Source organism: Nocardia aurantiaca, from assembly GCF_009708175.1.
GTDB lineage: Bacteria > Actinomycetota > Actinomycetes > Mycobacteriales > Mycobacteriaceae > Nocardia > Nocardia aurantiaca.
The window spans coordinates 614,551-636,447 of the sequence record NZ_WMBB01000001.1; the positions used below are offsets into that span (position 1 = coordinate 614,551).

Genomic DNA, 21,897 nt, shown 5'->3' on the forward strand with positions numbered 1-21,897 from the left:
CCTGCGCATTCCATTCCAGACCCATACGGGCACAGCATGTTTCGCTTCGCGGCGCCCATGCGGAAGGCATGAGAGAATCCGGCGGCTGTTCCGGCTTTCCGGACGAAACTGACTCCCGGTTCATCAGCCTATCCGTCGGTCGTTGCTGGGGTCGGTTCGCGGCCGGGGGCGCCAGTCGGTGGTGCGGTCGGTCCGGATGTGGCCGCGGTTCCGTCCGGCCGCGATGGCGGCCGCCGCGTACCGACCTCCTTCTGGTCCGGCTCGACGCCGGTTCAGCCGGAACGGCATCCGTCGGCGCCACCGATCTCGTCGCCGTCGAGGTCCATCGATGAGGTCGCATTCTTTATCACGATGTGCTGCGCCGGCGCCTGCCCCTAATTCCCGGGGGTTTTTTATCGCGGCTGCCGGGACCGGATCGAAAATGAACGTCCGGTCGCTACTCGATGAATTCGAATTCCGACCGGCATTTCATCGGGAGACCATCAGGGCAATTGTCTGATCTCGTCGGCTACTACCGCGGTGGCGGGCTTGGGCGCGGCGCCGCAGCTGGCCTGGCGGGGCGGGTAGGCGACGGTGCGGGTGATGACCAGCCAGCGGCGGCCGTCCCGGTGGGCGACCTGGGCCGCACCCGCGAAAGTGGCCGGTTCGGTGGAATGTCCGACGTGGTCGGGGGCCGGTTCGACGGTGAGGTCGTCGATTCCCGCGGTCGGGTCGCCGGCGGTTGCGGTGACCGGGCCGGTGTCGTCGGTGGTGCGGGCGCTCGCGGTGTAGGTGGCATCCGCGATGCGTTGGCGGACCGCGACTTCGGCGACCTGTTCGACCGGGGTGTAGCAGCTGCGCCCGCGAAGCCCGGTCAGGGAGACTTCGCCCTTGTCGGCGGCGGCGAGCATGGCGTGGGCCGAATCCTCGTCCAGGCGGCCGTAGGTGAGGCCGGTGGGCAGGACGATGACGGCGGGGGCGAAGCGGTGGCCACCGGTGTGGGAGCACTCCCAGATACGGTCGGGGTGGGCGGCGGACAGGCTCGCGGCGATGGGGCGGCCCAGCAGGGCACAGCACTGGTCGCGTTTGCCGTGCGCGCACACCAGGACCAGCGGATCCGTCACGGTCGCACCGATTCCCGGGGCCGGTCCGTTGAGCAGGTGCAGGTCCAGGTCCAGCAGCTCCCGCAGATCACTGATCTCGAGGCGCTCGCACCAGGACCCTTCGGGCCGTGAGCTGGCGAGCAGAACCGTTCGCACGCCGGTGAATTCCCTGCGCCCGGGCCGCCGGATCAGGGTCGGTCGGACATGTGCCGCCTTGGTGCGCGCGGCCAGTTCGGCAGTGATGCCGGGCCCGAGCACCTCGTCGCCGATCACATCGCGCCCCCATGCCCCGGGCTGCTCGACGCACAGCCAGCCGGTGACGCGGGTCGCGCTTCCGGGTAGCGGAACCTCCAGCGCCGCGGTCGAACACGACATTCCCTCGAACCCCGTCACAGTGGCTTCCCGTCGATCAACTTCTGAATCACCTGCTCCAGCCGCCGCTGTCGCGTCTGTGGCCGTACCGCGCTGCCCAGGTGGAAGCCGACCGCGAGGCGCGACTGCCTGGGCAGCGTCTCGAAGAAGGCCGCCGCCTCCGGATACCGGGCCAGCGTGGATCGCTCGGATGCGGACACCAGTACAACTGTAGATACCGGCAGCTCAGTGCCCCAGGAAGGGGAGCACTTCGGCCTCGAATTCGCGGTAGCGGTCGCGGTGGATGCTGTGGCCGCAACCGAATGCGCGGACCGTGCAGTCGGCCAGGCCGGCGCGCATGTGCTCGAGCTTCTCCGGATCCACCATTCCGCCGGGGCCGCCGCGCAGGAACAGGGTGGGTGCGGTGATGTCGGACAGCCCCTCCCACCATTCCGGATACGGCTTGCGGAACTGTTCGAGCGCGACGCCGGTCATGGACCGGTCGAAGGCCAGCACCGCGCGCGGATGCCGGATGAGGCTGGTGGTGGCGTGCCACAGCTCCGGAATCGACGGCAGCCGCCGCGTGAATCGCACCTGCTCATCGCCCGAGCGCAGTGGCAGCGGCTGCTCCTCGATCACCAAGCGTCGCACCAGTTCCGGGCGCTCCATCGCCACCCAGGAGATGGCGTATCCGCCGAGCGAGTGCCCGACCAGGTCCACCGTCTCGAGGTCGAGCCGGTCGCAGAGCCGCAGGATGTCCGCGCCGAATTCCGGGAATCGATAGGACATGGTGTGCGCGCTGCGTCCGTGTCCACGCAGGTCGGGAATGATCACCCGCCGTCCGCGCCGTACCAGCTGGGCCGCGAACCGGTCCCAGGTGTGCCCGTCTCCGCCCATGCCGTGCACCAGCACCACGGGGGTCCCGCTATGGAGGTGCCCGCCTGTGGCCCCGGAATCCCGGTAGGCGATCTGCACGTCCTCGAACTCGACCCGGGCCACCGACAACTCCACGATGGTCCAGAGTACGGACCGGCGCGCGGACGACGCCGCACTTTGTGCCCATCGCCATATCGAATTACCGATTCGGTTGCCTATTCATTCCGTTGGCGAATGACAGCGGAACCCCTCCATACTGGCCTGATATCCAGGCGTTACATCTTGTGAAATAGATCACTTTCACATTTTCGATAATCGGTCAACCGTGACGGTAGCGTCATTGCCGATTCACCAATGCTTTTTCTGCCGGGGAAATATGGTTCTCAATGCTGCCGCCCCCGCGGTCGATCTCCTGGAACCGAGCCCGCCGCGGCCGACCTTCGCCAAGGTCTGGGTCCTGCTGCTCGCCGCACTCAGCGCGGCATTCCTTGCCGTTCCCGCCCTGCGCTACGACTTCTTCGGTGACGAGCTGTATTTCGTCGCCGCCGGCGCTCATCGCAGCGTCACCTACGCCGACCAGGGTGTGCTGATACCGCTCATGGCCCACCTGGCCGATGCCCTGGCGCCCGGCTCGGCGCCCGTGCTGCGACTGCCCGCGGTGCTGATGACCGCGGGCGCGGTCGTGATCAGTGCCGCGGTCGCCTACGAACTCGGTGGCTCCCGCACCGCGCAACTGCTCGCGGCCGCCGCCTACGGAGTATCGCCGTTGGCCGCGACCCAGGCCGTCCAACTGAGCACCTTCTCCTTCGACGCCACCCTGCAGGCCACCATCATCTGGCTGCTGATCCGTTGGATCCGCACCCGCGACGACCGCCTGCTGATCGCGCTGGGTCTCACCGCCGCGATCGACCTCCAGGTCAAATGGTTCATCCCCACGATCCTGCTGTGCCTGGGCGCGGGCGTGCTCGTCGCGGGTCCGCGGCAGCTGCTGTGGCGGCCCGCGCTGTGGAGGGGCGCGGCGATCTTCGTGGCCTCCGCCGTGCCCGGCCTGTGGTGGCAGAGCACGCACGGCTGGCCGGCTCTGGCCATGAGCAAGGTGATCGGCGCCGAGCAGGACGCGGCCGGCGGCGGGCCGCTCGCGTGCATGCCGCAGATGATCGGATTGGCGGGGCTGCTCGGCGGACTGCTCGCGGGGTGGGCGTTCTGGTGCCTGGCCCGGCAGCGCTGGCTGCGCCCCTACCTGTTCATGCTGGTCGCCTCGGGCCTGCTCGTGCTCGTGGTGCTCGTCGGGCACGGAAGGCCGTACTACACAGCGGGATTCCTGCCGGTGCTGTTCGGCATCGGCGCGGCTTCGCCGCCGTACTCGGTGAACGACCGCGGCGGCCGGCTGCTGCGTGTCGTCGCACCGCCCGTCGTGCTGCTGTCCGTGGCCATCATCGCCGCGCTCGTGGCGACCCTGCCGCAACCGGCCTCCCGCGTGCACGGCGACATCCGGACGCAGGCGGACTTCGCCGTACGAACAAGCATCTTCGGCTACTCGGGCTGGTCCGATCTGACCGCGAAGGTCGCCGACGCCTACCGGCAGCTCCCGGAGGCGGAGCGTCCGAAAGCGATCATCGCCCAGAACTATTGGCAGGCCGCCGCGATCCAGAACTTCGGCCGCGACTACGACCTGCCGCCCGTCTACAGCCCCAACCGCGGCTTCGGCTACTTCGGCCCGCCGCCGTCGGATACGGGCGCGGTCCTCTACGTCGGTCTCGGCGATATCGAGCAGAGTCTGCAACGGCAGTTCGGCTCGGTGACGGTGCTGGCACGCCTGAACGTTCCCAACGGGTTCCCCGGCGTGAACAGCGACATCGCGATCGCGATCTGCCGCGGACCCGTGCACCCCTGGCCCGAACTCTGGCCGGCCATGATGGATCTGCGCCTGCCGCTGGGCATTTGAACGATGCTCTACTCGTAGAGCCCCTCCACGTGCCAGGTTTGGTTGTAGCCCAGGAGAAGGAGGGCACGCAGCCGGGTGGCGTCCTCGGCATCCAGCTGGACCTGGGCACGGGCGGCGAAGCCGTGCTCGAAACGGTGTGTCCACCAACGGTCGTCGACGGGCCAGGGTCCCGCCCAGCCGGTCAGCCGCCAGGAACTGCTGCCCCAGTGCAGGTGGGCGGGGTCGGCGGTGAACAGACCGCGATCGCTCACCCAGATCGGGGAACCGTCGACGGCCTCCAGGCGCACTTCCGGATGATTGGTGAGCACCAGGGCCGGGGCGGGCTCTGGGAGCCGGCCCGGCCAGGGCTGGGCCGGATCGGTCGCGGGCACCGGCTCGTCGCCGAGGGTGACCATGGTGATGCGCTCCTGCGGACCGCGCCCGCCACTGAGCACGCCCATGCGTACGGCGTCACCGCCCAGCAGACTCTGCACCCGGACCAGCGCGCGACGGGCCCGCTCCTCGTCCTCGCCGACACCACCCCACAGGCCGAGTTGCAGGGCTCCCGCCGACACCACCTCGACGGGCTCCAGGCGCAGCAGGGTGATGGCGGCGTTCGGGCCGGAATCCCAGTCGTCCGCCTCCGAATTCGATGCGCGCGCCCGGCCGCGGTCCAGGGCGCGGCGGGTGAGCCAGCCGTCGAGCTGCCATCGGATGCGGTCGGCGGTGCTGTCCGGGGTGAGGGGCTCAGCGCAGCGCCAGATGCGGGAAAGTTCTTCGCCCGCTTCGGTTTCGGCGTGAATGACCAGGCGGGTGCAGGCCACGGCGGCGGCCGACAGTCTGGTGTGCAGTTCGGTGGCGAGCAGGCGACCCACGAAGGCCGCCATGTCGACGCGTTCGATCGGCGGATCGCAGCGGTGCTCCACGGTCAGATCGGCGGCGGGCGGGCGGGCGGCGGGCGGGCGCTCCGGGATCGCGCGGGCACAGCGATGCGCGATGATCGCGTCCCCGCCGAAACGCGACGCCACCTCGGCCGGGGTGAGGGCCGCGAAGTCGCCGATGCGGCGCAGACCCAGCCGGTGCAGCAGATCCACCAGTTCGACCCGCTGCGGCGCGGCCAGCACCGGCTCCACGGCCAGCTCCGAAACCGGCATGGGCGCAAGGAATTCCGCGCCCCGTCCGGGCGGGACCAGGGTGGCGCGGCGGGCGGCGAAGACCGCGGTGGACAATTCGTCGGCAATGCCGATCTGGCATTCCGCGCCGACCGCCGCCACCGCGTCCACCAGGCGCTCGGCCGCGGCCTCCTCCGAGCCGAAGAACCGCGCCGCCCCGCGCGCCGAGAGCGCCAGCATGCCCGGGCGCAACACCTCGACACCCGGCGTGGTCGCGTCCACGGCCGCCACCACGGGCTCGAAAAGGCGGGCGTCGCGGTCCGGATCATCCTGTGCCACCAGCAGATCCGGGCAGCGACCCTGCGCTTCCCGCTTACGCAGGCCGCGGCGAATGCCCTCCGCCCGCGCCACGGCCGTACAGGCTGTCACCCGGTTTGCCGCCAGGACCGCCACCGCGCGGGTGGCCTCCACCCCCGCTTCCGCGGCCGCCGCCACCGCCGGCCAGTCCGGGCACCACACGACCAGCACCCGCCGCGCCTTCACGATTCGCTCACTCTCGCGGCTCTACCGCGTACTCGAAAACCCTTGCCGCGCAGCGCGCCGAGGCCGTCAGGCCGCGATATGACGCCCGCCGGCGGTACGGGGATGCCGCTGCGACCTTGCGCCGAACCGGAAGCGCCCGGCGACCGGTCAGGACGCGACATGGCGGGCGAGCCGCAGCGGCTGCTCGAGAGCGGTGCCGGCGGTGGATACCCACTCGACGCGGCCGTTGGCGGGGCTGAGGGCCAGATGACCGAGCCTGGGTTGCGCGGAGCGGCCGCGGACGGAGACGTCGAGGCGGACGGTGCGCAGGCGGCCGCAGCCGCGGCCCAGGCCGCTGTAGCCGGCGACCCGGGTGTCGATGTGCAGGGCCGAACCGGACCAGGAACCGTTGGTCACCATCAGGGTGGAGTTCTTGCCGCGGGCGCGGGCGGCGAGGACGCGGGCGCGGGACATCGGGACGGCGAGGCCGTTGAGGCCGAGAACCACCAGGTCCAGGCCATCCAGCAATACGGAGGCGACTTCGAGCGGGTCGGGGCCCGGATCGGAGACCACGGCCAGCCGGTCGAGCCGCGCGCCCATCTCGGCGGCGGCCAGCAGCCCCAGGCGCGGCAGGCCGACCACGGCGGCATGCCCCCCGGAGCTCGTCACCGCGGCCAGCAGCCCCGAGATCAGCGATCCGGCGCCGTTGTAGACGACCACCGACCCCTTGGCCAATCCGCCATCGGGCAGAAGGTTTTCGAGCGCGGCCGGCACCGGCAACGGCTCCCGCCGCGCCTGCTCCGCCACCGGCACCCGAGCCGCCGCCTCGGCCCCGCGCGCGGGTATGGCGGCCATTCGTCGCCGCAACTCGGCCAGCTGCTCCCGCCTGGCCTCCGCAGCCGCACCCATCTATTGACCACCTCTCCCAGTCGACGGGAAATCAACCCTCGGATACTCGAGCCAGCACCGATCCAGCTACCTAACATAATCGAAAGTTTGTTCGATCAATGCACAGTAGAACTCGAGTCTCGGGACGCGTCAAGAGGCAGTGGTCCACACCTCGCCCGCACATCCTGTGCGGACCTCGGCATTCCAACTCCGCCCTGATCAGGGCGCATGCGTCATCCCCGCTTGCGGCCCGCGCGGCCAGAGCGGTCGAAGGTCCGGTCGTACGGGTCGGGATTCGACCAGGTGTGGTGCCGGTGAACAGTTCCGGGTCGGTGGTGCGCGCCTTCCCGTTTTCGAAGTTCTGTTCACTGCAATGACTTCCGGATGCGGTCCGTGCGGGCGTCGCGAATATCCGGTCGGGCGTGGGTGGCGCGACAGCTCGGAGGGGCTAGTCGAGGCGGGTGGCGGTCACGGCCCACACGGGCAGGTGCACCCGGTTGTTTTTCAGCAACGGCGCGATGATCTGGAGTTGCTCTTGCATCGGCTTCATCCGCTCAGCCCATCCAGAGTCGCCGCTCATCTCCTCGGTGAGATGGGCGAACGTCTCTGGGCTGAAGGTGGCTTGGTAAGTGGTGGTTCCCAGGTAGTCGATGCGCCACCCGGCCGCGGGAAGCACCCGGTCGAAATTCTCCGCCGACAAACCTTCGGGCTGAAGGCCATTGACGTTGTGGCGGCCGATTTCGAACATGAACAGTCGCGCCCCCGGTTTAGTGGCCCGGTGCAGGGCCCGCGCGTACTGGGTCTGGATCCGTTCGTCGTCGAGGAACACGTGGTAGAACGCGCTGTCGACGACGGTGTCGAACCGATCCTCGACGCCCTCGAGCCTGGTGGCATCGGCCACCTGGAAGTCCACCCTCACCCCGGCGCGCTCCGCGTTGCGCTTGGCCTGCTCGATCGCCGTCGGCGACGCGTCGATCCCGGTGGCCGAGTAGCCCTTGGACGCGTAGTGGATCGCGTGATGTCCCAGTCCGGTTCCGGGGTCGAGCACTTCGCCCCGCACAGCGCCGTAGGCCACCAACTGCTGCACCACCGGCTGTGGGCCGCCGATGTCCCAGGGGATCAGCACGGGAGCATCCTGCTTCGCCGACGCGTCACGATACAGCGCTTCGAAGTCCGGCTGACCGTGGTGGTTCGGTTCCCTGTCCATGACGCCTCCTCTGATTGCGGACGGGCCACACCTGAAGGGTCGTGCTAGCGATGAGACCAATGGTTCCGTAACTCGGCGGCGGACGCCACCGACTGTCGTGACCGCGGGCTGGGCCGGTTCGGATCAGGACCATGCGGCTTCTTGCCTCCGGTGACGGACAGGAGGACGCTCGAGTCATGGCCAAGCCGTATCGAGCATGGTGGGGCGTGAGAGCGTCCAACATGTGGATGCGGCTCGTGATACGCGTTGGATTGCCGATATGGACTTTCCGTGTCCTCACGGTGCCCGGACGTCGCACCGGCCGCGCGATCGAGACGCCGCTGGCAGTGTTCGAACAAGACGGCCGACGATACCTGGTGGCGTCCTACGGAACGGTGAACTGGGTGCGCAACCTGCGTGCGGCGCATGGGAAGGCGACGCTGCGCCACGGCGAACGCGTCGAGACCGTGACGGCCGTGGAGTTGCCCACCGATCACGCGGCCAGGGTGTTCCGCGCGTCGCTGGTGTCGGGACCGCCGCGCGTTCCGAAACCCATTGTGGCGCTGTATCGACGGTTCTTCGTGCTGCCCTACCTGGATGTGGGTGTGGACTCGTCGCCGCAGCAATTCCTCGACAACGCCCGCACCCATCCGGTTTTCGAAATCGTGTCGGCCTGACTCCGGTGCGGCGACCTGTGTCCTCACCTGTGGGCGGGGTTGGCTATCGCCTGGCCAGGATGCGACAGGGGCCGCAAACGCCACCCGGAACCGATGGATGTGCACACCGTCTCGACGTCGCATCCGATGCAATTACGGCGGTGATGGCACCGGACCTTCATCGGCGGGAGTGCCACAGCCGCAACTGTTTCGGGATCGCGCCCGACGGCAGACGGCCGGCACCTGCCCGATCACTGCCGTGTCCGCCTGTCGTGCTCGGCGGTCATGGCGGCATCGTTGGTACCCATAGCCCATCGAGTCCGGCCCCGCGATCACCCGGGCTTGCCGCCCGCGCGGGGAGGATCCTCGCCTCATATTTGAGAGTGAGCTTTCCGGGCGGTTCGGCGCGGTCCGTGGAGTCAGCGGGTGATCACCAGTGGGTGCCGGGGACCAGGCGGGCGGCGCGGCGCAGGGCGGTGCCGGTGATCCGGACCGCGGGCGGGACGGTACGTCGGTGGCGTTGCGGGACAACGACATCGACGTCGGTGGTCTCGGGCTCGGCCACCGTCTCGCCCTTGGCGGCGGGGGAGTCGGGGATGGCGCGGTAGTAGCGGTGCAGGACCCGCTCCTTGATGCCGGGGGCGAACATGGAGCCGTACTCGGCCAGGGTGCCGAGGGGTACGTCGATGCGGCGGGGGCGCTCGGTGAGGGCGCGGACGATGAGCGCCGCGGCCCACTCCGGGGATTGTGTGCCGGTGCCCTGGTCGCCGCTGGGGGTGATCATGGGGGTGCGCACCAGCGGCATGTGGATGGTGGTGAAAGTGATGTTGCTGGAGCGCATTTCGGCCGCGGTCACCTCGGCGAACTTGTCCAGGGCCGCCTTGCTGGCCAGGTAGGCGGCGAAGCGCGGGGTGGCGACCTGGACGCCGGCGCTCGAGATGTTCACGATGTGACCGTCCTTGCGCTCCCGCATGCCGGGGAGCAGGCCCAGGGTCATGCGCACCGCGCCGAAGTAGTTGACGGCCATGGTGCGCTCGAAGTCGTGCATGCGGTCGGTGGAGCGGTGCACGGCGCGGCGAATGGAGCGGCCCGCGTTGTTGACCAGCATGTCGACGTGTCCATGGGTGTCGAGAATGGTCTTCAGGGTGTCGTCGACCGATGCCTGATCGGTGACGTCGCACGGGTAGCCGAACGCGGCGCCGCCGGCGGCGGTGATCGCGTCCACCACGGTGGACAGTTCGTCGGCGCGGCGGGCCAGCAGGATGACGACCGCGCCCTTCTCCGCGACGGCGAGCGCGGCCGAGCGGCCGATGCCGGAGGACGCGCCGGTGATGACGACGTGCTTGCCGGTCAGGTCGCGGCGTGCGCGCCGACGGGCCCGGTAACCGGTGCCGTGATCTGCGGAGATATCGGTCATCGCTGCTCCCTTGCAGGTGGAATTGCCTCGAACTTACTCCAAGGTAAGTTCCAATGCCACAGTCGGAGTGGGTCAACTCCCGGGGGCTCTCGAGGGCTGCGTCCCCGAACCTCTCGAACGCGCTCCCACGGGCTTCGTCTTGAACTCGCGAAGCGCAATTCGGGGCTTGTCGCATGCCGCTGTAGAGACCAATCGGTTTCGAATGTATGTTCGATATACGAGACCGGTCGGATTTGTGAGGAGGTGGGTCGTGGGCTGGCACAACGGCCCGCCTTCCTGGGCGGAGATGGAGCGGGTGCTGTCCGGGCGGCCCGATCCGGCGCGCAAGCAGGTCGACGGGGACGGGGGTGACAGTCCGGCCTGGTCGCGGAAGCGGGAGAAATACGAGGCGGGAGAACTCGAAAGGGTCGCGCGGTCGGCGGTGCCGTATGCCGAGTTGCACACGCACTCGGCTTTCAGCTTCCTCGACGGGGCGAGCCAACCCGAGGAACTCGTGGAGGAGGCCGTGCGACTCGGTGTGGAGGCTCTCGCGCTGACCGATCATGACGGGTTCTACGGGGTTGTGCGATTCGCCGAGGCCGCGCGGGAATGGAAGATGCCGACCGTCTTCGGGGCCGAGCTGTCCATCGGCACCGCGGCCCGGGCCGGTGCGCATCTGGTGCCGCGCGGGCGACGACGCGGGCGCGAATCCGATTCGGACGCACTGAATTCCGAACCGCGGACCGGAACGCCCGACCCGGCCGGACCGCATCTGCTGGTGCTGGCGCGCGGACAGGAGGGGTATCGGCGGCTGTCGCGGGAGATGGCCGCCGCGCACATGGCGGCGGGGGAGAAGGGCATCCTGCGCTACGACCTGGACCGGCTCACCGCGGCGGCGGGCGGGCACTGGCACATTCTCACCGGCTGCCGGAAAGGTACTGTGCGACAGGCGCTTCAGCAGGGTGACGCGGTGGCCGAGGCGGCCCTGCGCGAGCTGGTCGAACGGTTCGGTCGCGAGCATGTGAGCGTGGAGCTCACCCACCACGGCATTCCCGAGGATGATGAGCGCAATGCCCGGCTCATCGCCCTCGCGGATCGGGCCGGACTGCCCGTACTCGCCACCACCGGAGCGCATTTCGCGGCCCCGCCGCAGCGGCGGCGGGCCATGGCGCTGGCCGCCATCCGGGCTCGCTCCAGCCTCGACGACATGGCCGGCTGGCTGGCGCCCACCGGCGGCGCGCACCTGCGCTCCGGCGACGAGATGGCGCGGCTGTTCGCGGCCTGCCCGCAGGCGGTGGCGAATGCCGTTGAGCTGGGCCGGGAATGCGCGTTCGACCTGCGGCTGATCGCGCCCGAATTACCGCCCTTCGACGTGCCGGACGGTCACGACGAGAACTCGTGGCTGCGCGAACTCACCCTCACCGGCGCGGCCCGCCGCTACGGGCCCCGAGCCGGGAACCCGGACGCCTACCGGCAGCTCGAGCATGAGCTGGACGTGATCGCCACCCTGAACTTCCCGGGCTACTTCCTGGTCGTGCACGACATCGTCAGCTTCTGCCGCGACAACGACATCCTCTGCCAGGGCAGAGGATCGGCGGCCAATTCGGCGGTCTGCTACGCCATCGGCATCACCAATGTGGACCCGGTCGCCAACAGGCTGCTGTTCGAACGGTTCCTGTCGCCGGAGCGGGACGGGCCGCCGGACATCGACGTGGACATCGAATCGGGTCGGCGCGAGGAGGCCATTCAGCACGTCTACGCCAAATACGGGCGCGAATACGCGGCGCAGGTGGCCAATGTGATCACCTATCGCGGCCGCTCCGCGGTGCGGGATGCCGCACGCGCCCTGGGCTTTTCGACCGGACAGCAGGATGCCTGGAGCAAACAGGTGAGCCGCTGGACGGGCGTGGCGGAGGAACAGCACACCGACATCCCGGACGACGTGCTCGCGCTGGCCGGTGAACTGGAGGGCCTGCCGAGGCATCTGGGCATTCACTCCGGCGGCATGGTGATCTGTGACCGCCCCATCGCCGACGTGTGCCCGACGGAATGGGCGCGCATGGCCGATCGCAGTGTGCTGCAGTGGGACAAGGACGACTGCGCGGCCGCCGGTCTGGTCAAGTTCGACCTGCTCGGGCTGGGCATGCTGTCGGCGCTGCACTACATGATCGACCTGGTGGCCGAGCACAAAGGGCACACCATCGAACTGCACCGGCTGGACCTGGGTGAGAAAGCCGTCTACGACATGCTGTGCCGCGCCGACTCCGTCGGGGTGTTCCAGGTGGAATCCCGCGCGCAGATGGCGACCCTGCCGCGGTTGAAGCCGCGTACCTTCTACGACCTGGTGGTGGAGGTGGCGCTCATCCGGCCCGGACCGATCCAGGGCGGATCGGTGCACCCCTACATCCGTCGCCGCAATGGCAGGGAGAAGTCCGATTACGATCATCCGGCACTGGAGAATTCGCTGGAACGCACCCTCGGCGTGCCGCTGTTCCAGGAGCAGCTCATGCAGATGGCCGTGGACGTCGCCGGCTTCACCGCGGCCGAAGCCGATCAGCTGCGCCGCGCCATGGGATCCAAGCGCTCTCCGGAGAAGATGGAGCGGCTGCGGGCCCGCTTCTACCAGGGCATGAAGGATCTGCACGGTATCACCGGCGAGGTGGCCGACCGCATCTACGAGAAGGTGTACGCCTTCGCGAATTTCGGTTTCCCGGAAAGCCATTCGCAGAGTTTCGCCTCACTGGTGTTCTATTCGGCGTGGTTCAAGCTGCACCATCCGGCCGCCTTCTGCGCCGGGCTGCTGCGCGCCCAGCCGATGGGGTTCTATTCGCCGCAGTCGCTGGTGGCCGACGCACGACGGCACGGGGTGGTGGTGCACGGGCCCGACATCAACCACAGCCTCGCCGAGGCGACCCTCGAGGCACAGGGCATGGAGATCCGGCTGGGGCTGGCCTCGGTCCGGCACATCGGCGCCGAGCTGGCCGAGCAGATCGTGGCCGCCCGCGAGATCGGACCCTACACCTCGTTTCTCGACCTCACCGGGCGCGTGGAACTGAGCGTGCCACAGGCGGAGGCGCTGGCCACCGCGGGCGCATTGGGCAGCCTCGGCGGCAGCCGCCGCGAGGCGCTGTGGGCGGCGGGCGCGGCCGCCGGGGAACGTCCCGACCGACTGCCCGGCACCGGCGCGGCCACCGCCGCGCCCGCCCTGCCCGGCATGAGCGCGCTGGAGCTGGCCGCCGCCGACGTGTGGGCCACCGGTGTCTCGCCCGGCAGCTATCCGACCGAATTCCTGCGCGAGCGCCTCGCCGCCCTCGGCGTCATCCCCGCCGCCCATCTGCTCGACCTTCGGGACGGCACAAGGGTTCTCGTCGGCGGCGCGGTCACCCACCGGCAGCGCCCGGCCACCGCGGGCGGGGTCACCTTCCTCAACCTGGAGGACGAGACCGGCATGGTGAACGTGGTCTGCTCGGTCGGCCTGTGGGCCCGTTACCGCCGCCTGGCCGGCACCGCGCCCGCCCTGCTCATCCGCGGGCGGGTGCAGAACGCGGAGGGCGCGGTCACCATTGTCGCCGAGCACCTGCAGCGCATGGATCTGCGTATCGATGGCCGCTCCCGCGACTTCCGCTGAAACACCCGCGGCGATGTACGGGCAGGTTGTCGCCGATGGCGACATTCGACGAGGACTCGGCGTTGTCGGCACTGAATTCGATGGGTCGTCGAACGCGGACGCGCCCCGCACCTCGGGTGAGGCGCGGGGCGCGTCAGGGGTTTCCGCGGGCGCATCGGGTGGATGACGACGCGGGGTGGTCAGAAGTCGCCGCCGCCACCCCCGGAGTCGCCTCCGCCTCCGAAGTCGCCGCCTCCGCCGCCGAAGTCGCCGCCTCCGCCGCCGAAGTCGCCGCCTCCGCCTCCGAAGTCGTAGTCTCCGCCGCCACCGCCCCACTGTTGCGGGCCCGGGTCGTAGCCGTAGCCGCCGGACTCCGGGGGCGGGGCGTAGTCGTTGCGGTCGTGTTCTTCGCGTTCGCCTTCCATGCGACCGAGTTCATACCCGAGCAGGCCACCACCGATGGCACCGCCCACCGCGCCGAGGCCCGCGGCAGCGCCCGGGCTCATGCCGCCCCTGCCACCGCCGTAAGGCGGCGAGGGTGGGGTGCCGTAACCAGGTGCGCCGTACCCCGGACCGCCGGAGGAATAGCCGCTCCCGAAGCCACCGCCGCCGAGCGGGGCGGACGGGGGCGGCGGATTGGCGCGGCGGCGCCGGACGAAGGCGACGACGGCCGCGATGATGCCGCCGATGATCACGATCGGGCACAGGATGCCCAGCCAGCCCCAGCCGCTGCTCTTGGATTCGGGCTTGGCGGCGGGCGCGGGCGCCGGATTGCCGGCCCGGGCGCTGGTGGGCGCGGCCTGGTCGGTCGCCGACTTCAGCGCGCCCAAGGCCGCGACGGTCGCGCCCGTGTAGTCGCCGCTGCCGAAAGCGTTCTTGAATGCCGTACCGGCAGAAGCGGTTTCGCGAATATGCGAGTTCGCGCCGGTGCGGATCGACAGGAACTTGGACTTGGTATTGATGGCCAGCACCACGTCCGCCGGATCCTTGACGTGGCTTTGCGTCTCCTGATCGAACTTGCCGCGATCGTCGGAGAACTTCTCGGTGGTGAAGATCTGCACCGGATTCGACAGCTGGTTCGCCGCATTCGTCACCTTGGCGACATCCAGCACCTTGGAGTCGTCGTGCACGGTGACCGGCCCGGCCGCGGCCGTCCCCGTCGCCAGCAGGATCACTCCCAGTACCGCCGACAGCAGTAATACGAAACGCTTGACCATCTTGCACTTTCCTTCCCGGGTGACGCTCCCCGCCACCACGGCACCCGCGACACTACGGCTTCCCGCCCTCGATCGCTTACCTGGTTTCCTGTGGCTTCTATCGCAGGCCCGAGCTGTTAACCCGGGGCGCATCCGAGACAATGGGCCCCGACGAGTCGAGAAGGGAGAGCTGCGTGCCCACAGTGGTCCGGGCGACCATCAAACCCGGCAGCAAGAAAGGCCCCTTGGTCGAGATCCTCGATGACGGGGCGCTGCAACTGTACGTGCGCGCCCCCGCGGTGGAGGGCAAGGCCAACAAGGCCGCCATCGAACTCCTGGCAGCCCACTACGGTGTCCCCAAGTCCGCGGTCCGCCTCACCGGCGGCGCGACCTCACGCTTCAAGCGCTTCGAGATCGACGACTGACCCGCGGCGGCGATGTTCGGCGAACCCCGCCCGCGAAACTCAGATCGCGCCCGGAAAGCCCAGCTGTCGCCAGGCTTCGTACACCGCGACGGCGGCCGCGTTGGACAGATTCATGGACCGGCGGCCCGGCAGCATCGGGATGCGCAACTGCTCGGTGATGCGGGGATCGGCGAGCACCCCCTCGGGCAGCCCGGTGGGCTCGGGCCCGAAGAGCAGGACATCACTCTTGCGATAGGCGATATCGGTGTTGTGCGTGGTGGCCGTCGCGGTGAACGCGAATACCCGCTCGGGCCGAATGGACTCCCACGCGGCGGCGAGATTCCGGTGCACGGTGACGACGGCCAGGTCGTGATAGTCCAACCCGGCCCGGCGCAGCTTCGGCTCGGATAGGTCGAAGCCGAGCGGTTCGATCAGGTGCAGTTCGCAGCCGGTACCGGCGGCCAGCCGAATGGCATTGCCGGTATTGGGTGGGATGCGCGGTTCGAAGAACACCAAATGGAACACGGGCTCCAGCATCGCAGAGGGCCGGATAAGCTCGTGCGGTGAGTCCAGCCCATGCCGCACCCGAGAGCCGCAGCAGCCGTGCCGGGGAGTTCGTCCGGGACAATCTGCCCATCCTGCTGGTGGCGGCAGTGCTGGTGGTGGCCGTGGTCTTCCTGGCCTGGGACCGCTGGCGGCGCGGGACGTTCTTCTTCGGCGGGGCGACACTGCTGGCGGCGGCGCTGCGGCTGGTCCTGCCGACCGACCGAGCGGGGCTGCTCGCGGTGCGCAGTAAAGGATTCGATGTCGCGTGGCTGACGGTCCTGGGCGGCGCCATCATCGTGCTGGCGGCGACCATCAGCAGCCTCGGCGTCACCTAGACCGCGCCGAGGTCGGGGCCGCGACCGGAGTCGCGGCGCTGGATGTTCTTCAGGGTGCCCGCGGGTGCTCCCGCGGCGCTGGGAGATCGCTAGACCGAGGTCATGCGGCGGCCGAGTTCGCGGCGTAACACTTCCTGGTCCGGGAGTCTGTGCAGGACGCGGAGTATGGCCGGGCGGAGTTCACGCTGCTCGTCCTCGGAGAGCAGATCGACGAGATCGCGGAGATCCATGTCATCGAATGCGGCGGTCATGCCTGAATACATTACGGGTGCGGAGCCCGGTGCACACGTATTCCGGGAAGCCGGTTACGGAGGTGTCATGCGCGCGAAACCGGAAGGGCGTCAGGACAATTCACATGAAACGAACACGATACGCAAGGTAACGCGCCTCCGGCCGAGGCAGCGGCGGTACAGCGGTTCGGCAGCGGTAATTCAGCGGTCGGACGCGCGCTGCGCCCGGGCCAGGTCCATCGTCTCGAGCACGAGTTTGCCGACCGCCTCGGTCTCGGTCAGGAACCCGTCATGGCCGTCCTTGGAGTGGATGACCTCGAGGCCCTTGGAACCCGGGAGCAGATCGGCCAGCTCCTGCTGGGTGCGCAACGGGTAGAGCCGATCCGAGTCCACCCCACCGATCACGCACGGCACCGGCGTCGCCGCCAGCGCCGCCGCGACGCCGCCGCGGCCGCGACCCACGTCATAGCGGTTCATGGCCTCGGTGAGCAGCACATAGGTGCCCGGATCGAAGCGTGCGATCAGCTTGTCCGCCTGGTACTCCAGGTAGCTCTGCACCGCGTAGCGTCCACCCGCCCAGGGGTCTTCATCGCCCTGGGCGCGGTTCTCGAAGCGGTGGTCGAGCTCGGCCTCGGTGCGGTAGGTCAGGTGCGCGATGCGTCGGGCGATGCCCATGCCGGTCATGGGGGCGCGCCCGGTGCCGTGGTAGTTGCCGCCCTGCCAGTCCGGATCGGAGGTGATGGCGGCGATCTGGGTGGTCTGGGTGCCGAGCTGATCGGCGGTAGCGCGCGCGCCGACCGCCAGCACCAGCGCCGCGCCGACCCGTTCGGGCCGCCCGATCATCCACTCCAGCACCCGCATGCCGCCCATGGAGCCGCCGATCGCGGCGGCCAGGCGGTCGACGCCGAGCAGGTCGAACAGCTTGATCTCGGCGGTCACCTGATCGCGGATGGAGATCGAGGGAAATCTTGCGCCCCAGGGTTTTCCGTCCGCGGCCAGCGAGGACGGCCCGGTGCTCCCCTTGCAGCCGCCGAGCACATTGGTGGCGATGACGCACCATTCGCGGGTGTCCACCGGCGCGCCGGGGCCCACGATGCCGTCCCACCAGCCGGGCTGGCCGTGATGCGCGTCGGCGGGGCCCACCACATGCGAATCGCCGGTCAGCGCATGCTCGACGAGCACCACGTTGTCCGCATTAGCCGATAGTTCGCCCCACCGTTGTACGGCCAGCGTCACATCGGGAATGACGGCCCCGCTCTCGAGCTCGACATCCCCGATGGCAATGCTGCCGAGCGTCCCGTCGGACGGCGGTAGCAGTAGCTCCGCCGCGTGCCGGGAGGTGCTCGATTCGATATTCACGGTCAAATTGCCGCCGCCGTCAGTCCGGCGCGCAAATCCGCCAGGATGTCGTCGATGCCCTCGATACCCACCGCCAAACGCACCAGACCAGGTGTGACGCCCGAAGCCAGCTGCTCCTCGGCCGTCAGTTGGGAATGCGTGGTCGAGGCCGGGTGGATGACGAGCGAACGCACATCCCCGATGTTAGCGACATGGCTGTGGAGCACCAGCGCCTCCACGAACTTCTTGCCCGCGTCCACCCCGCCGGCCAGCTCGAAGGACACGATGGCGCCGACGCCCTTGGGAGCCAGCTGTTTGCCGCGCTCGAACCAGGGGGAGCTGGGCAGCCCCGCGTAGTAGACATTCTCGACGCCGGGCTGCCCGGCCAGGAACTCCGCCACCGCCTGGGCATTGGCCACGTGCCGCTCGACCCGCAGGCTCAGCGTCTCGATGCCCTGCGCGATGAGGAAAGCGTTGAACGGCGACACCGCCGCGCCCAGATCCCGCAGCAGCTGCACGCGCGCCTTGAGCGCGTAGGCCGGCGCGCCGAGATCGGCGAACACCACGCCGTGGTAGCTGGGGTCCGGCGTGGTGAAGCCCGGGAATCGGGCCTCGCCCGCGGCGTCCCGCACGGCCCAGTCGAAGCCGCCGCCGTCCACGATCACGCCCGCGACCGCGGAACCGTGCCCGCCCAGGTACTTGGTGGCCGAGTGCACGACGATGTCCGCGCCCAGCCGCAGCGGCTGGATCAGGTAGGGCGTGGCGACGGTGTTGTCCACGATCAGCGGCACGCCCGCCGCGTGCGCGACCTCGGCGATGCCCGGGATGTCCAGCACCGAGCTGCTCGGGTTGGCGACGGTCTCGCCGTAGAACGCCTTGGTGTTGGGCCGCACCGCCGCGCGCCACTGCTCGAGATCGTCCGGATCCTCGACGAAGCTGACCTCGATGCCCAGCTTGGGCAGCGAGTAGTGCAGCAGGTTGTAGGTGCCGCCGTAGAGGTGCGGGCTGGCCACGATGTGGTCGCCGGCCTGCGCCAGATTCAGGATGGCGTAGGTCTCCGCCGCCTGCCCGGAGGCCAGCAGCAGCGCGGCCACGCCGCCTTCCAGGGCGGCGATGCGCTGTTCCACCGCGTCCTGGGTGGGGTTCATGATGCGGGTGTAGATATTGCCCGGCTCGGCGAGCCCGAACAGCGCGGCGGCGTGATCGGTGTCGCGGAAGGCGTAGGACGTCGTCTGGTAGATCGGCAGGGCGCGGGCTCCGGTGGCCGAGTCGGGGGCCTGTCCAGCGTGAATCTGCTTGGTCTCGAAGGACCAGTTGGCCGGATCCTGGGTGCCGTCAGCCGCAACGGCCGCGGGCGCGGTCGAGTCACTCATGTGTTCTGCTCCAAAGATGAAAGGTCGCCGAATGGCGGAAGTTTGACGTTATCGAGAGGCGAATGGGCTTCGACAACAACACATCTCGGTAGACCTCCTGGTTGCGCTTGCGTTCGGCCTTCGAACGCCCGGTCTGCACCCGGAGCACCCCACCGCAGCTGGAGGGTTGCCGATCAGCAAGCCGGGGCCTTAACGCTGATGCTCTTGACCTGTTGCGCGATTCTAGCGGGCGGATGAGGCTGTTTCAGAAGTGGGGCTTCCCACGGCCGGCGCCGCGCAGGTCCGGACGAATTCGTGATAGGCCGCGACCACGGCCTCGGCCATGCCGCGCGGCGACTCGATGAGCCGCTCGTCGGCGAAGCCGGATTCGGCATCCGATTCGGTGCCGGCCCGCATGATGGCGTGGAAAGTGCCGAGCAGCAATCGAACCCGCAGATCCTCGGTGGTGGTGCCGAGGCGCTCGGCCAGAACCTGAGCGGTCTGCTCGGTCTTGTTCTCCGCCGCGGCCATGCTGCACGCCCGCACCGCGGCGGTGGAGCGAATGATGCGCTGCATCTGCTGGAACCAGCGGAAGGGCAGCGGCTCGTCGTGCTCGATGACGCGGTCCACGATGGCGAGGAAGCTGTCCAGCAGCGCCTTCAACTCGTTGCCGGTGTTGGGCTGCTCGCGCAGCGCCTGCGCGTGCGCCCGGGCCCAGTCGGTGATGGGCGCGATGACGATGTCTTCCTTGCTGTCGAAGTACCGGTTCACGGTGCGCGGCGACACCTCGGCCGCGTCGGCGATCTGTTCCACGGTGGTGGCGTCGAACCCCTGCTCGGTGCACAGGCGCAGGGCCACGTCGATGATCCGCGCGCGGGTCTGTTCCTTCTTCCGTTCGCGCAGGCCCGGCCGGTGACATGCGATCACACCGATGTGACTTGACAACTCCGACATTCCTCCATGGTACGGGGTTCGAAGCTTTTATTGTCCCGATATGACAACTGTCGCGGTGCGACAAATTTCTCTTGACGCCAATTGTCGGTTAGGGCCAAGATGGTCGAGGGTGTCCCGGACCGTCCGTGAGGAGACGACATGACCGCCGCGACAACAACACTCGAAGACCAATCCGAAAGCTCCGACCAGCGCGAATCCGCGCGTTGGTGGGCCCTGGGCGTACTCGCCATGGCCCAGCTGATGGTGGTGCTGGACGCCACCATCGTCACCATCTCCATGCCGTTCGCCCAGCACGACCTGGGCATCAGCGACGGCAACCGGCAGTGGGTGCTCACCGCCTACACGCTGATCTTCGGCGGCCTGCTGCTGCTCGGCGGGCGGCTCGCCGACTACCTGGGCCGGCGCCGCATGTTCCTGATCGGCCTGGTCGGCTTCGCCGGGGCCTCGGCGCTGGCCGGACTCGCGCAGAACGGCGGCGAACTGTTCGCCGGACGCGGGCTGCAGGGTGCGTTCGCGGCGCTGCTGGCGCCGGCCGCGCTCTCGCTGGTGTCGGTCACCTTCACCGAGGCCAAGGAGCGCGCCCGCGCGTTCGGCGTGTTCGCCGGCGTGTCAGCGGGTGGCGCGGCCATCGGCCTGATCGTGGGCGGCGCGCTCACCGAATACGCCGACTGGCGGTGGTGCCTGCTGGTCAACACCCCGATCGCGCTGATCGCCCTCCTGGGCGCGCTCGCCTTCGTGGTCAAGGACGTGCCCGCGCCGCGCACCGGCGGCTACGACCTGCCCGGCGCGGTGACCGCCACGCTCGGCCTGGTCTCGGTGGTCTACGGCTTCAGCCGCGCGGCCTCCGACGGCTGGACCGCGAGCACCACCCTGGCCCTGCTGATCGCGGGTGTCGCGCTGCTGGCCGCCTTCGTCGCCATCGAGCGGCGGTCCGCGAATCCGCTTCTGCCGCTGCGCATTCCGGGCGAGATCAACCGCGGCGGCTCGTTCCTGGTGGCGCTGCTGCTGCCGATCGCCATGTTCGCCATGTTCATCAACATGAGCTACTACTTCCAGATCACCCTGGGCTGGTCGGCGCTGAAGGCGGGGGTGGCGTTCCTGCCCTTCCCGGTTGGAATCGTCGTCTCCGCGGCCATCGCGAGCGCGCTGCTGCCGCGGACCGGGCCGCGGCCGCTCATGATCACCGGCTCGGTGCTGGGCATGGCCGGGCTGCTGTACCTGTCGCGGCTGGGCTTCGGCGACAGCTACGCGGCGGGCGTGCTGCCGGCGCTCATCCTGATCGCGCTGGGCATGGGCGGGCTGTTCGTGGCCATGCAGACCACGGCGCTGCACCAGGTCGAGGAGCGGGACTCCGGTGTCGCCAGCGCCCTGCTCAATGCGGCTCAGCAGGTGGGCGGCGCCATCGGCACCGCGTTGCTGTCGACGATCGCGGTGCAGGTGGCCGAGCGGTTCGCGAAGAACAATCCGGGGGCCGATCATGTACTGGCTCGGGCCGCGATTCATTCCTATGACATCGCGTTCCTGATCGGCGCGGGATTCTTCCTGGCGACCATTCCGATCATCGCGTTCATGATCAAGGACAAGCCCGCGAATCTGCTCGAGGGTTCCGAGCACGTGCATGTCGGTGTCTGACCGGCGAATAGTTCTCGCCTGTGGGCCACGGCAAAGGGTTGCCGTGGCCCGCGGGTTTTCGCATGCTGGGAAGTGCGGAATATCACCTGAATAGCTACTTATCGGTAACCGCACTGAATCCCGCACAGCGGGGGCCGCCCGCGCGGTGAGATCGATAGCAGCAGTACGCTTGTCTTGCTTGACGCCGCAGCGTACGCGGACTTGGCACCACAGGTCCCGTGCCGAGCGCCATGCGTATACGTTGTCTGTTGAACAGCTGGGGTCCGCTACAAGCGGTGCTCACCGGCCGTGCAATGGGAGCACCACCTTC

General features: G+C 69.1%; 19 protein-coding genes and 1 riboswitch. Of the genes, 6 read left to right on the top strand and 13 right to left on the bottom strand.

Annotated elements, in window-relative coordinates; translation table 11 throughout:
* Positions 1-482: 482 nt before the first annotated feature.
* The 3 genes from GLP40_RS02545 to GLP40_RS02555 are packed head-to-tail and all read right to left on the bottom strand — an operon-like array spanning position 483 to position 2,444.
* Entirely contained in the window at positions 483-1,457 is a 975-nt protein-coding gene (locus tag GLP40_RS02545) for a sucrase ferredoxin (RefSeq protein ID WP_154786133.1), read from the bottom strand.
* Between the two features lie 14 nt (positions 1,458-1,471).
* A complete protein-coding gene (locus GLP40_RS02550) occupies positions 1,472-1,654 on the bottom strand; it encodes a YdeI/OmpD-associated family protein (RefSeq protein WP_196054496.1) in 183 nt (60 codons plus the stop codon).
* 25 nt (positions 1,655-1,679) lie between these two features.
* Complete coding sequence (locus GLP40_RS02555; protein WP_328289583.1) at positions 1,680-2,444, bottom strand: alpha/beta fold hydrolase; 765 nt, start codon at positions 2,442-2,444, stop codon at positions 1,680-1,682.
* Between the two features lie 241 nt (positions 2,445-2,685).
* Between GLP40_RS02555 and GLP40_RS02560 the strand changes: the two genes are divergently transcribed.
* A complete protein-coding gene (locus tag GLP40_RS02560) occupies positions 2,686-4,254 on the top strand; it encodes an ArnT family glycosyltransferase (protein ID WP_154786135.1) in 1,569 nt (522 codons plus the stop codon).
* Between the two features lie 8 nt (positions 4,255-4,262).
* Here the strand turns inward: GLP40_RS02560 and GLP40_RS02565 are convergent, their stop codons facing one another.
* From GLP40_RS02565 to GLP40_RS02575, 3 genes are all read right to left on the bottom strand, one after another.
* On the bottom strand, positions 4,263-5,891 hold the full coding sequence (locus GLP40_RS02565; protein ID WP_328289631.1) for a DNA polymerase Y family protein: 1,629 nt from the start codon (positions 5,889-5,891) through the stop codon (positions 4,263-4,265).
* A gap of 144 nt (positions 5,892-6,035) precedes the next feature.
* Complete coding sequence (locus tag GLP40_RS02570) at positions 6,036-6,776, bottom strand: hypothetical protein (RefSeq protein ID WP_154786136.1); 741 nt, start codon at positions 6,774-6,776, stop codon at positions 6,036-6,038.
* Positions 6,777-7,203: 427 nt separating this feature from the next.
* Positions 7,204-7,962, bottom strand: a complete 759-nt coding sequence (locus GLP40_RS02575) for a class I SAM-dependent methyltransferase (protein ID WP_154786137.1) — start codon at positions 7,960-7,962, stop codon at positions 7,204-7,206.
* 227 nt (positions 7,963-8,189) lie between these two features.
* On the opposite strand from GLP40_RS02575, the gene GLP40_RS02580 reads away from it, so the two are divergent.
* Positions 8,190-8,618: a nitroreductase family deazaflavin-dependent oxidoreductase gene (locus GLP40_RS02580; protein WP_230329206.1), complete on the top strand. Its 429-nt coding sequence runs from the start codon at positions 8,190-8,192 to the stop codon at positions 8,616-8,618.
* A gap of 409 nt (positions 8,619-9,027) precedes the next feature.
* On the opposite strand, the gene GLP40_RS02585 is transcribed toward GLP40_RS02580, so the two are convergent.
* Entirely contained in the window at positions 9,028-10,014 is a 987-nt protein-coding gene (locus GLP40_RS02585) for an SDR family NAD(P)-dependent oxidoreductase (protein WP_154786139.1), read from the bottom strand.
* A 250-nt stretch (positions 10,015-10,264) separates the two neighbouring features.
* On the opposite strand from GLP40_RS02585, the gene GLP40_RS02590 reads away from it, so the two are divergent.
* Positions 10,265-13,621 (top strand): error-prone DNA polymerase, encoded by a 3,357-nt coding sequence (locus tag GLP40_RS02590; RefSeq protein ID WP_328289584.1) that lies wholly within the window; start codon positions 10,265-10,267, stop codon positions 13,619-13,621.
* A 179-nt stretch (positions 13,622-13,800) separates the two neighbouring features.
* Here GLP40_RS02590 and GLP40_RS34335 read toward each other — a convergent pair whose 3' ends face one another.
* Positions 13,801-14,817, bottom strand: coding sequence for a hypothetical protein (locus GLP40_RS34335; RefSeq protein WP_154786140.1), 1,017 nt, complete (start codon positions 14,815-14,817; stop codon positions 13,801-13,803).
* 173 nt (positions 14,818-14,990) lie between these two features.
* Between GLP40_RS34335 and GLP40_RS02600 the strand changes: the two genes are divergently transcribed.
* Complete coding sequence (locus GLP40_RS02600; RefSeq protein ID WP_328289585.1) at positions 14,991-15,221, top strand: DUF167 domain-containing protein; 231 nt, start codon at positions 14,991-14,993, stop codon at positions 15,219-15,221.
* A gap of 39 nt (positions 15,222-15,260) precedes the next feature.
* Here GLP40_RS02600 and GLP40_RS02605 read toward each other — a convergent pair whose 3' ends face one another.
* Positions 15,261-15,725, bottom strand: coding sequence for a tRNA (cytidine(34)-2'-O)-methyltransferase (locus GLP40_RS02605; RefSeq protein WP_328289586.1), 465 nt, complete (start codon positions 15,723-15,725; stop codon positions 15,261-15,263).
* A gap of 38 nt (positions 15,726-15,763) precedes the next feature.
* Here GLP40_RS02605 and GLP40_RS02610 point away from each other — a divergent pair, with 38 nt between their 5' ends.
* Complete coding sequence (locus tag GLP40_RS02610) at positions 15,764-16,081, top strand: DUF3017 domain-containing protein (RefSeq protein WP_328289587.1); 318 nt, start codon at positions 15,764-15,766, stop codon at positions 16,079-16,081.
* Between the two features lie 89 nt (positions 16,082-16,170).
* Here the strand turns inward: GLP40_RS02610 and GLP40_RS33140 are convergent, their stop codons facing one another.
* The 4 genes from GLP40_RS33140 to GLP40_RS02625 all read right to left on the bottom strand — a co-directional run bounded on the left by GLP40_RS33140 (position 16,171) and on the right by GLP40_RS02625 (position 19,955).
* The gene (locus GLP40_RS33140; protein WP_169336776.1) at positions 16,171-16,332 is read right to left on the bottom strand and encodes a hypothetical protein; all 162 of its coding nucleotides are present in this window, start codon (positions 16,330-16,332) and stop codon (positions 16,171-16,173) included.
* 180 nt (positions 16,333-16,512) lie between these two features.
* A complete protein-coding gene (metX, locus tag GLP40_RS02615) occupies positions 16,513-17,676 on the bottom strand; it encodes a homoserine O-acetyltransferase MetX (RefSeq protein WP_154786143.1) in 1,164 nt (387 codons plus the stop codon).
* Positions 17,673-19,022: a bifunctional o-acetylhomoserine/o-acetylserine sulfhydrylase gene (locus tag GLP40_RS02620; RefSeq protein WP_154786144.1), complete on the bottom strand. Its 1,350-nt coding sequence runs from the start codon at positions 19,020-19,022 to the stop codon at positions 17,673-17,675. The genes metX and GLP40_RS02620 overlap by 4 nt, the downstream gene beginning before the upstream one ends.
* Before the next feature lie 98 nt (positions 19,023-19,120).
* Positions 19,121-19,232, bottom strand: a riboswitch (SAM riboswitch).
* Positions 19,233-19,244: 12 nt separating this feature from the next.
* Positions 19,245-19,955: a TetR/AcrR family transcriptional regulator gene (locus GLP40_RS02625; protein ID WP_154786145.1), complete on the bottom strand. Its 711-nt coding sequence runs from the start codon at positions 19,953-19,955 to the stop codon at positions 19,245-19,247.
* Positions 19,956-20,093: 138 nt separating this feature from the next.
* On the opposite strand from GLP40_RS02625, the gene GLP40_RS02630 reads away from it, so the two are divergent.
* Entirely contained in the window at positions 20,094-21,587 is a 1,494-nt protein-coding gene (locus tag GLP40_RS02630) for an MFS transporter (protein WP_154786146.1), read from the top strand.
* The last annotated feature ends 310 nt before the right edge of the window (positions 21,588-21,897 follow it).

What these genes read in the sequence shown, in the direction of transcription:
- GLP40_RS02545 (WP_154786133.1), bottom strand. Translation starts at nt 1,457, where the DNA reads ATGTCGTGTTCGACCGCGGCGCTGGAGGTTCCGCTACCCGGAAGCGCG.
- GLP40_RS02625 (WP_154786145.1), bottom strand. Translation starts at nt 19,955, where the DNA reads ATGTCGGAGTTGTCAAGTCACATCGGTGTGATCGCATGTCACCGGCCG.
- GLP40_RS02620 (WP_154786144.1), bottom strand. Translation starts at nt 19,022, where the DNA reads ATGAGTGACTCGACCGCGCCCGCGGCCGTTGCGGCTGACGGCACCCAG.
- GLP40_RS02585 (WP_154786139.1), bottom strand. Translation starts at nt 10,014, where the DNA reads ATGACCGATATCTCCGCAGATCACGGCACCGGTTACCGGGCCCGTCGG.
- GLP40_RS02580 (WP_230329206.1), top strand. Translation starts at nt 8,190, where the DNA reads ATGCGGCTCGTGATACGCGTTGGATTGCCGATATGGACTTTCCGTGTC.
- GLP40_RS02575 (WP_154786137.1), bottom strand. Translation starts at nt 7,962, where the DNA reads ATGGACAGGGAACCGAACCACCACGGTCAGCCGGACTTCGAAGCGCTG.
- GLP40_RS02570 (WP_154786136.1), bottom strand. Translation starts at nt 6,776, where the DNA reads ATGGGTGCGGCTGCGGAGGCCAGGCGGGAGCAGCTGGCCGAGTTGCGG.
- GLP40_RS33140 (WP_169336776.1), bottom strand. Translation starts at nt 16,332, where the DNA reads ATGACCGCCGCATTCGATGACATGGATCTCCGCGATCTCGTCGATCTG.
- GLP40_RS02630 (WP_154786146.1), top strand. Translation starts at nt 20,094, where the DNA reads ATGACCGCCGCGACAACAACACTCGAAGACCAATCCGAAAGCTCCGAC.
- GLP40_RS02560 (WP_154786135.1), top strand. Translation starts at nt 2,686, where the DNA reads ATGGTTCTCAATGCTGCCGCCCCCGCGGTCGATCTCCTGGAACCGAGC.
- GLP40_RS34335 (WP_154786140.1), bottom strand. Translation starts at nt 14,817, where the DNA reads ATGGTCAAGCGTTTCGTATTACTGCTGTCGGCGGTACTGGGAGTGATC.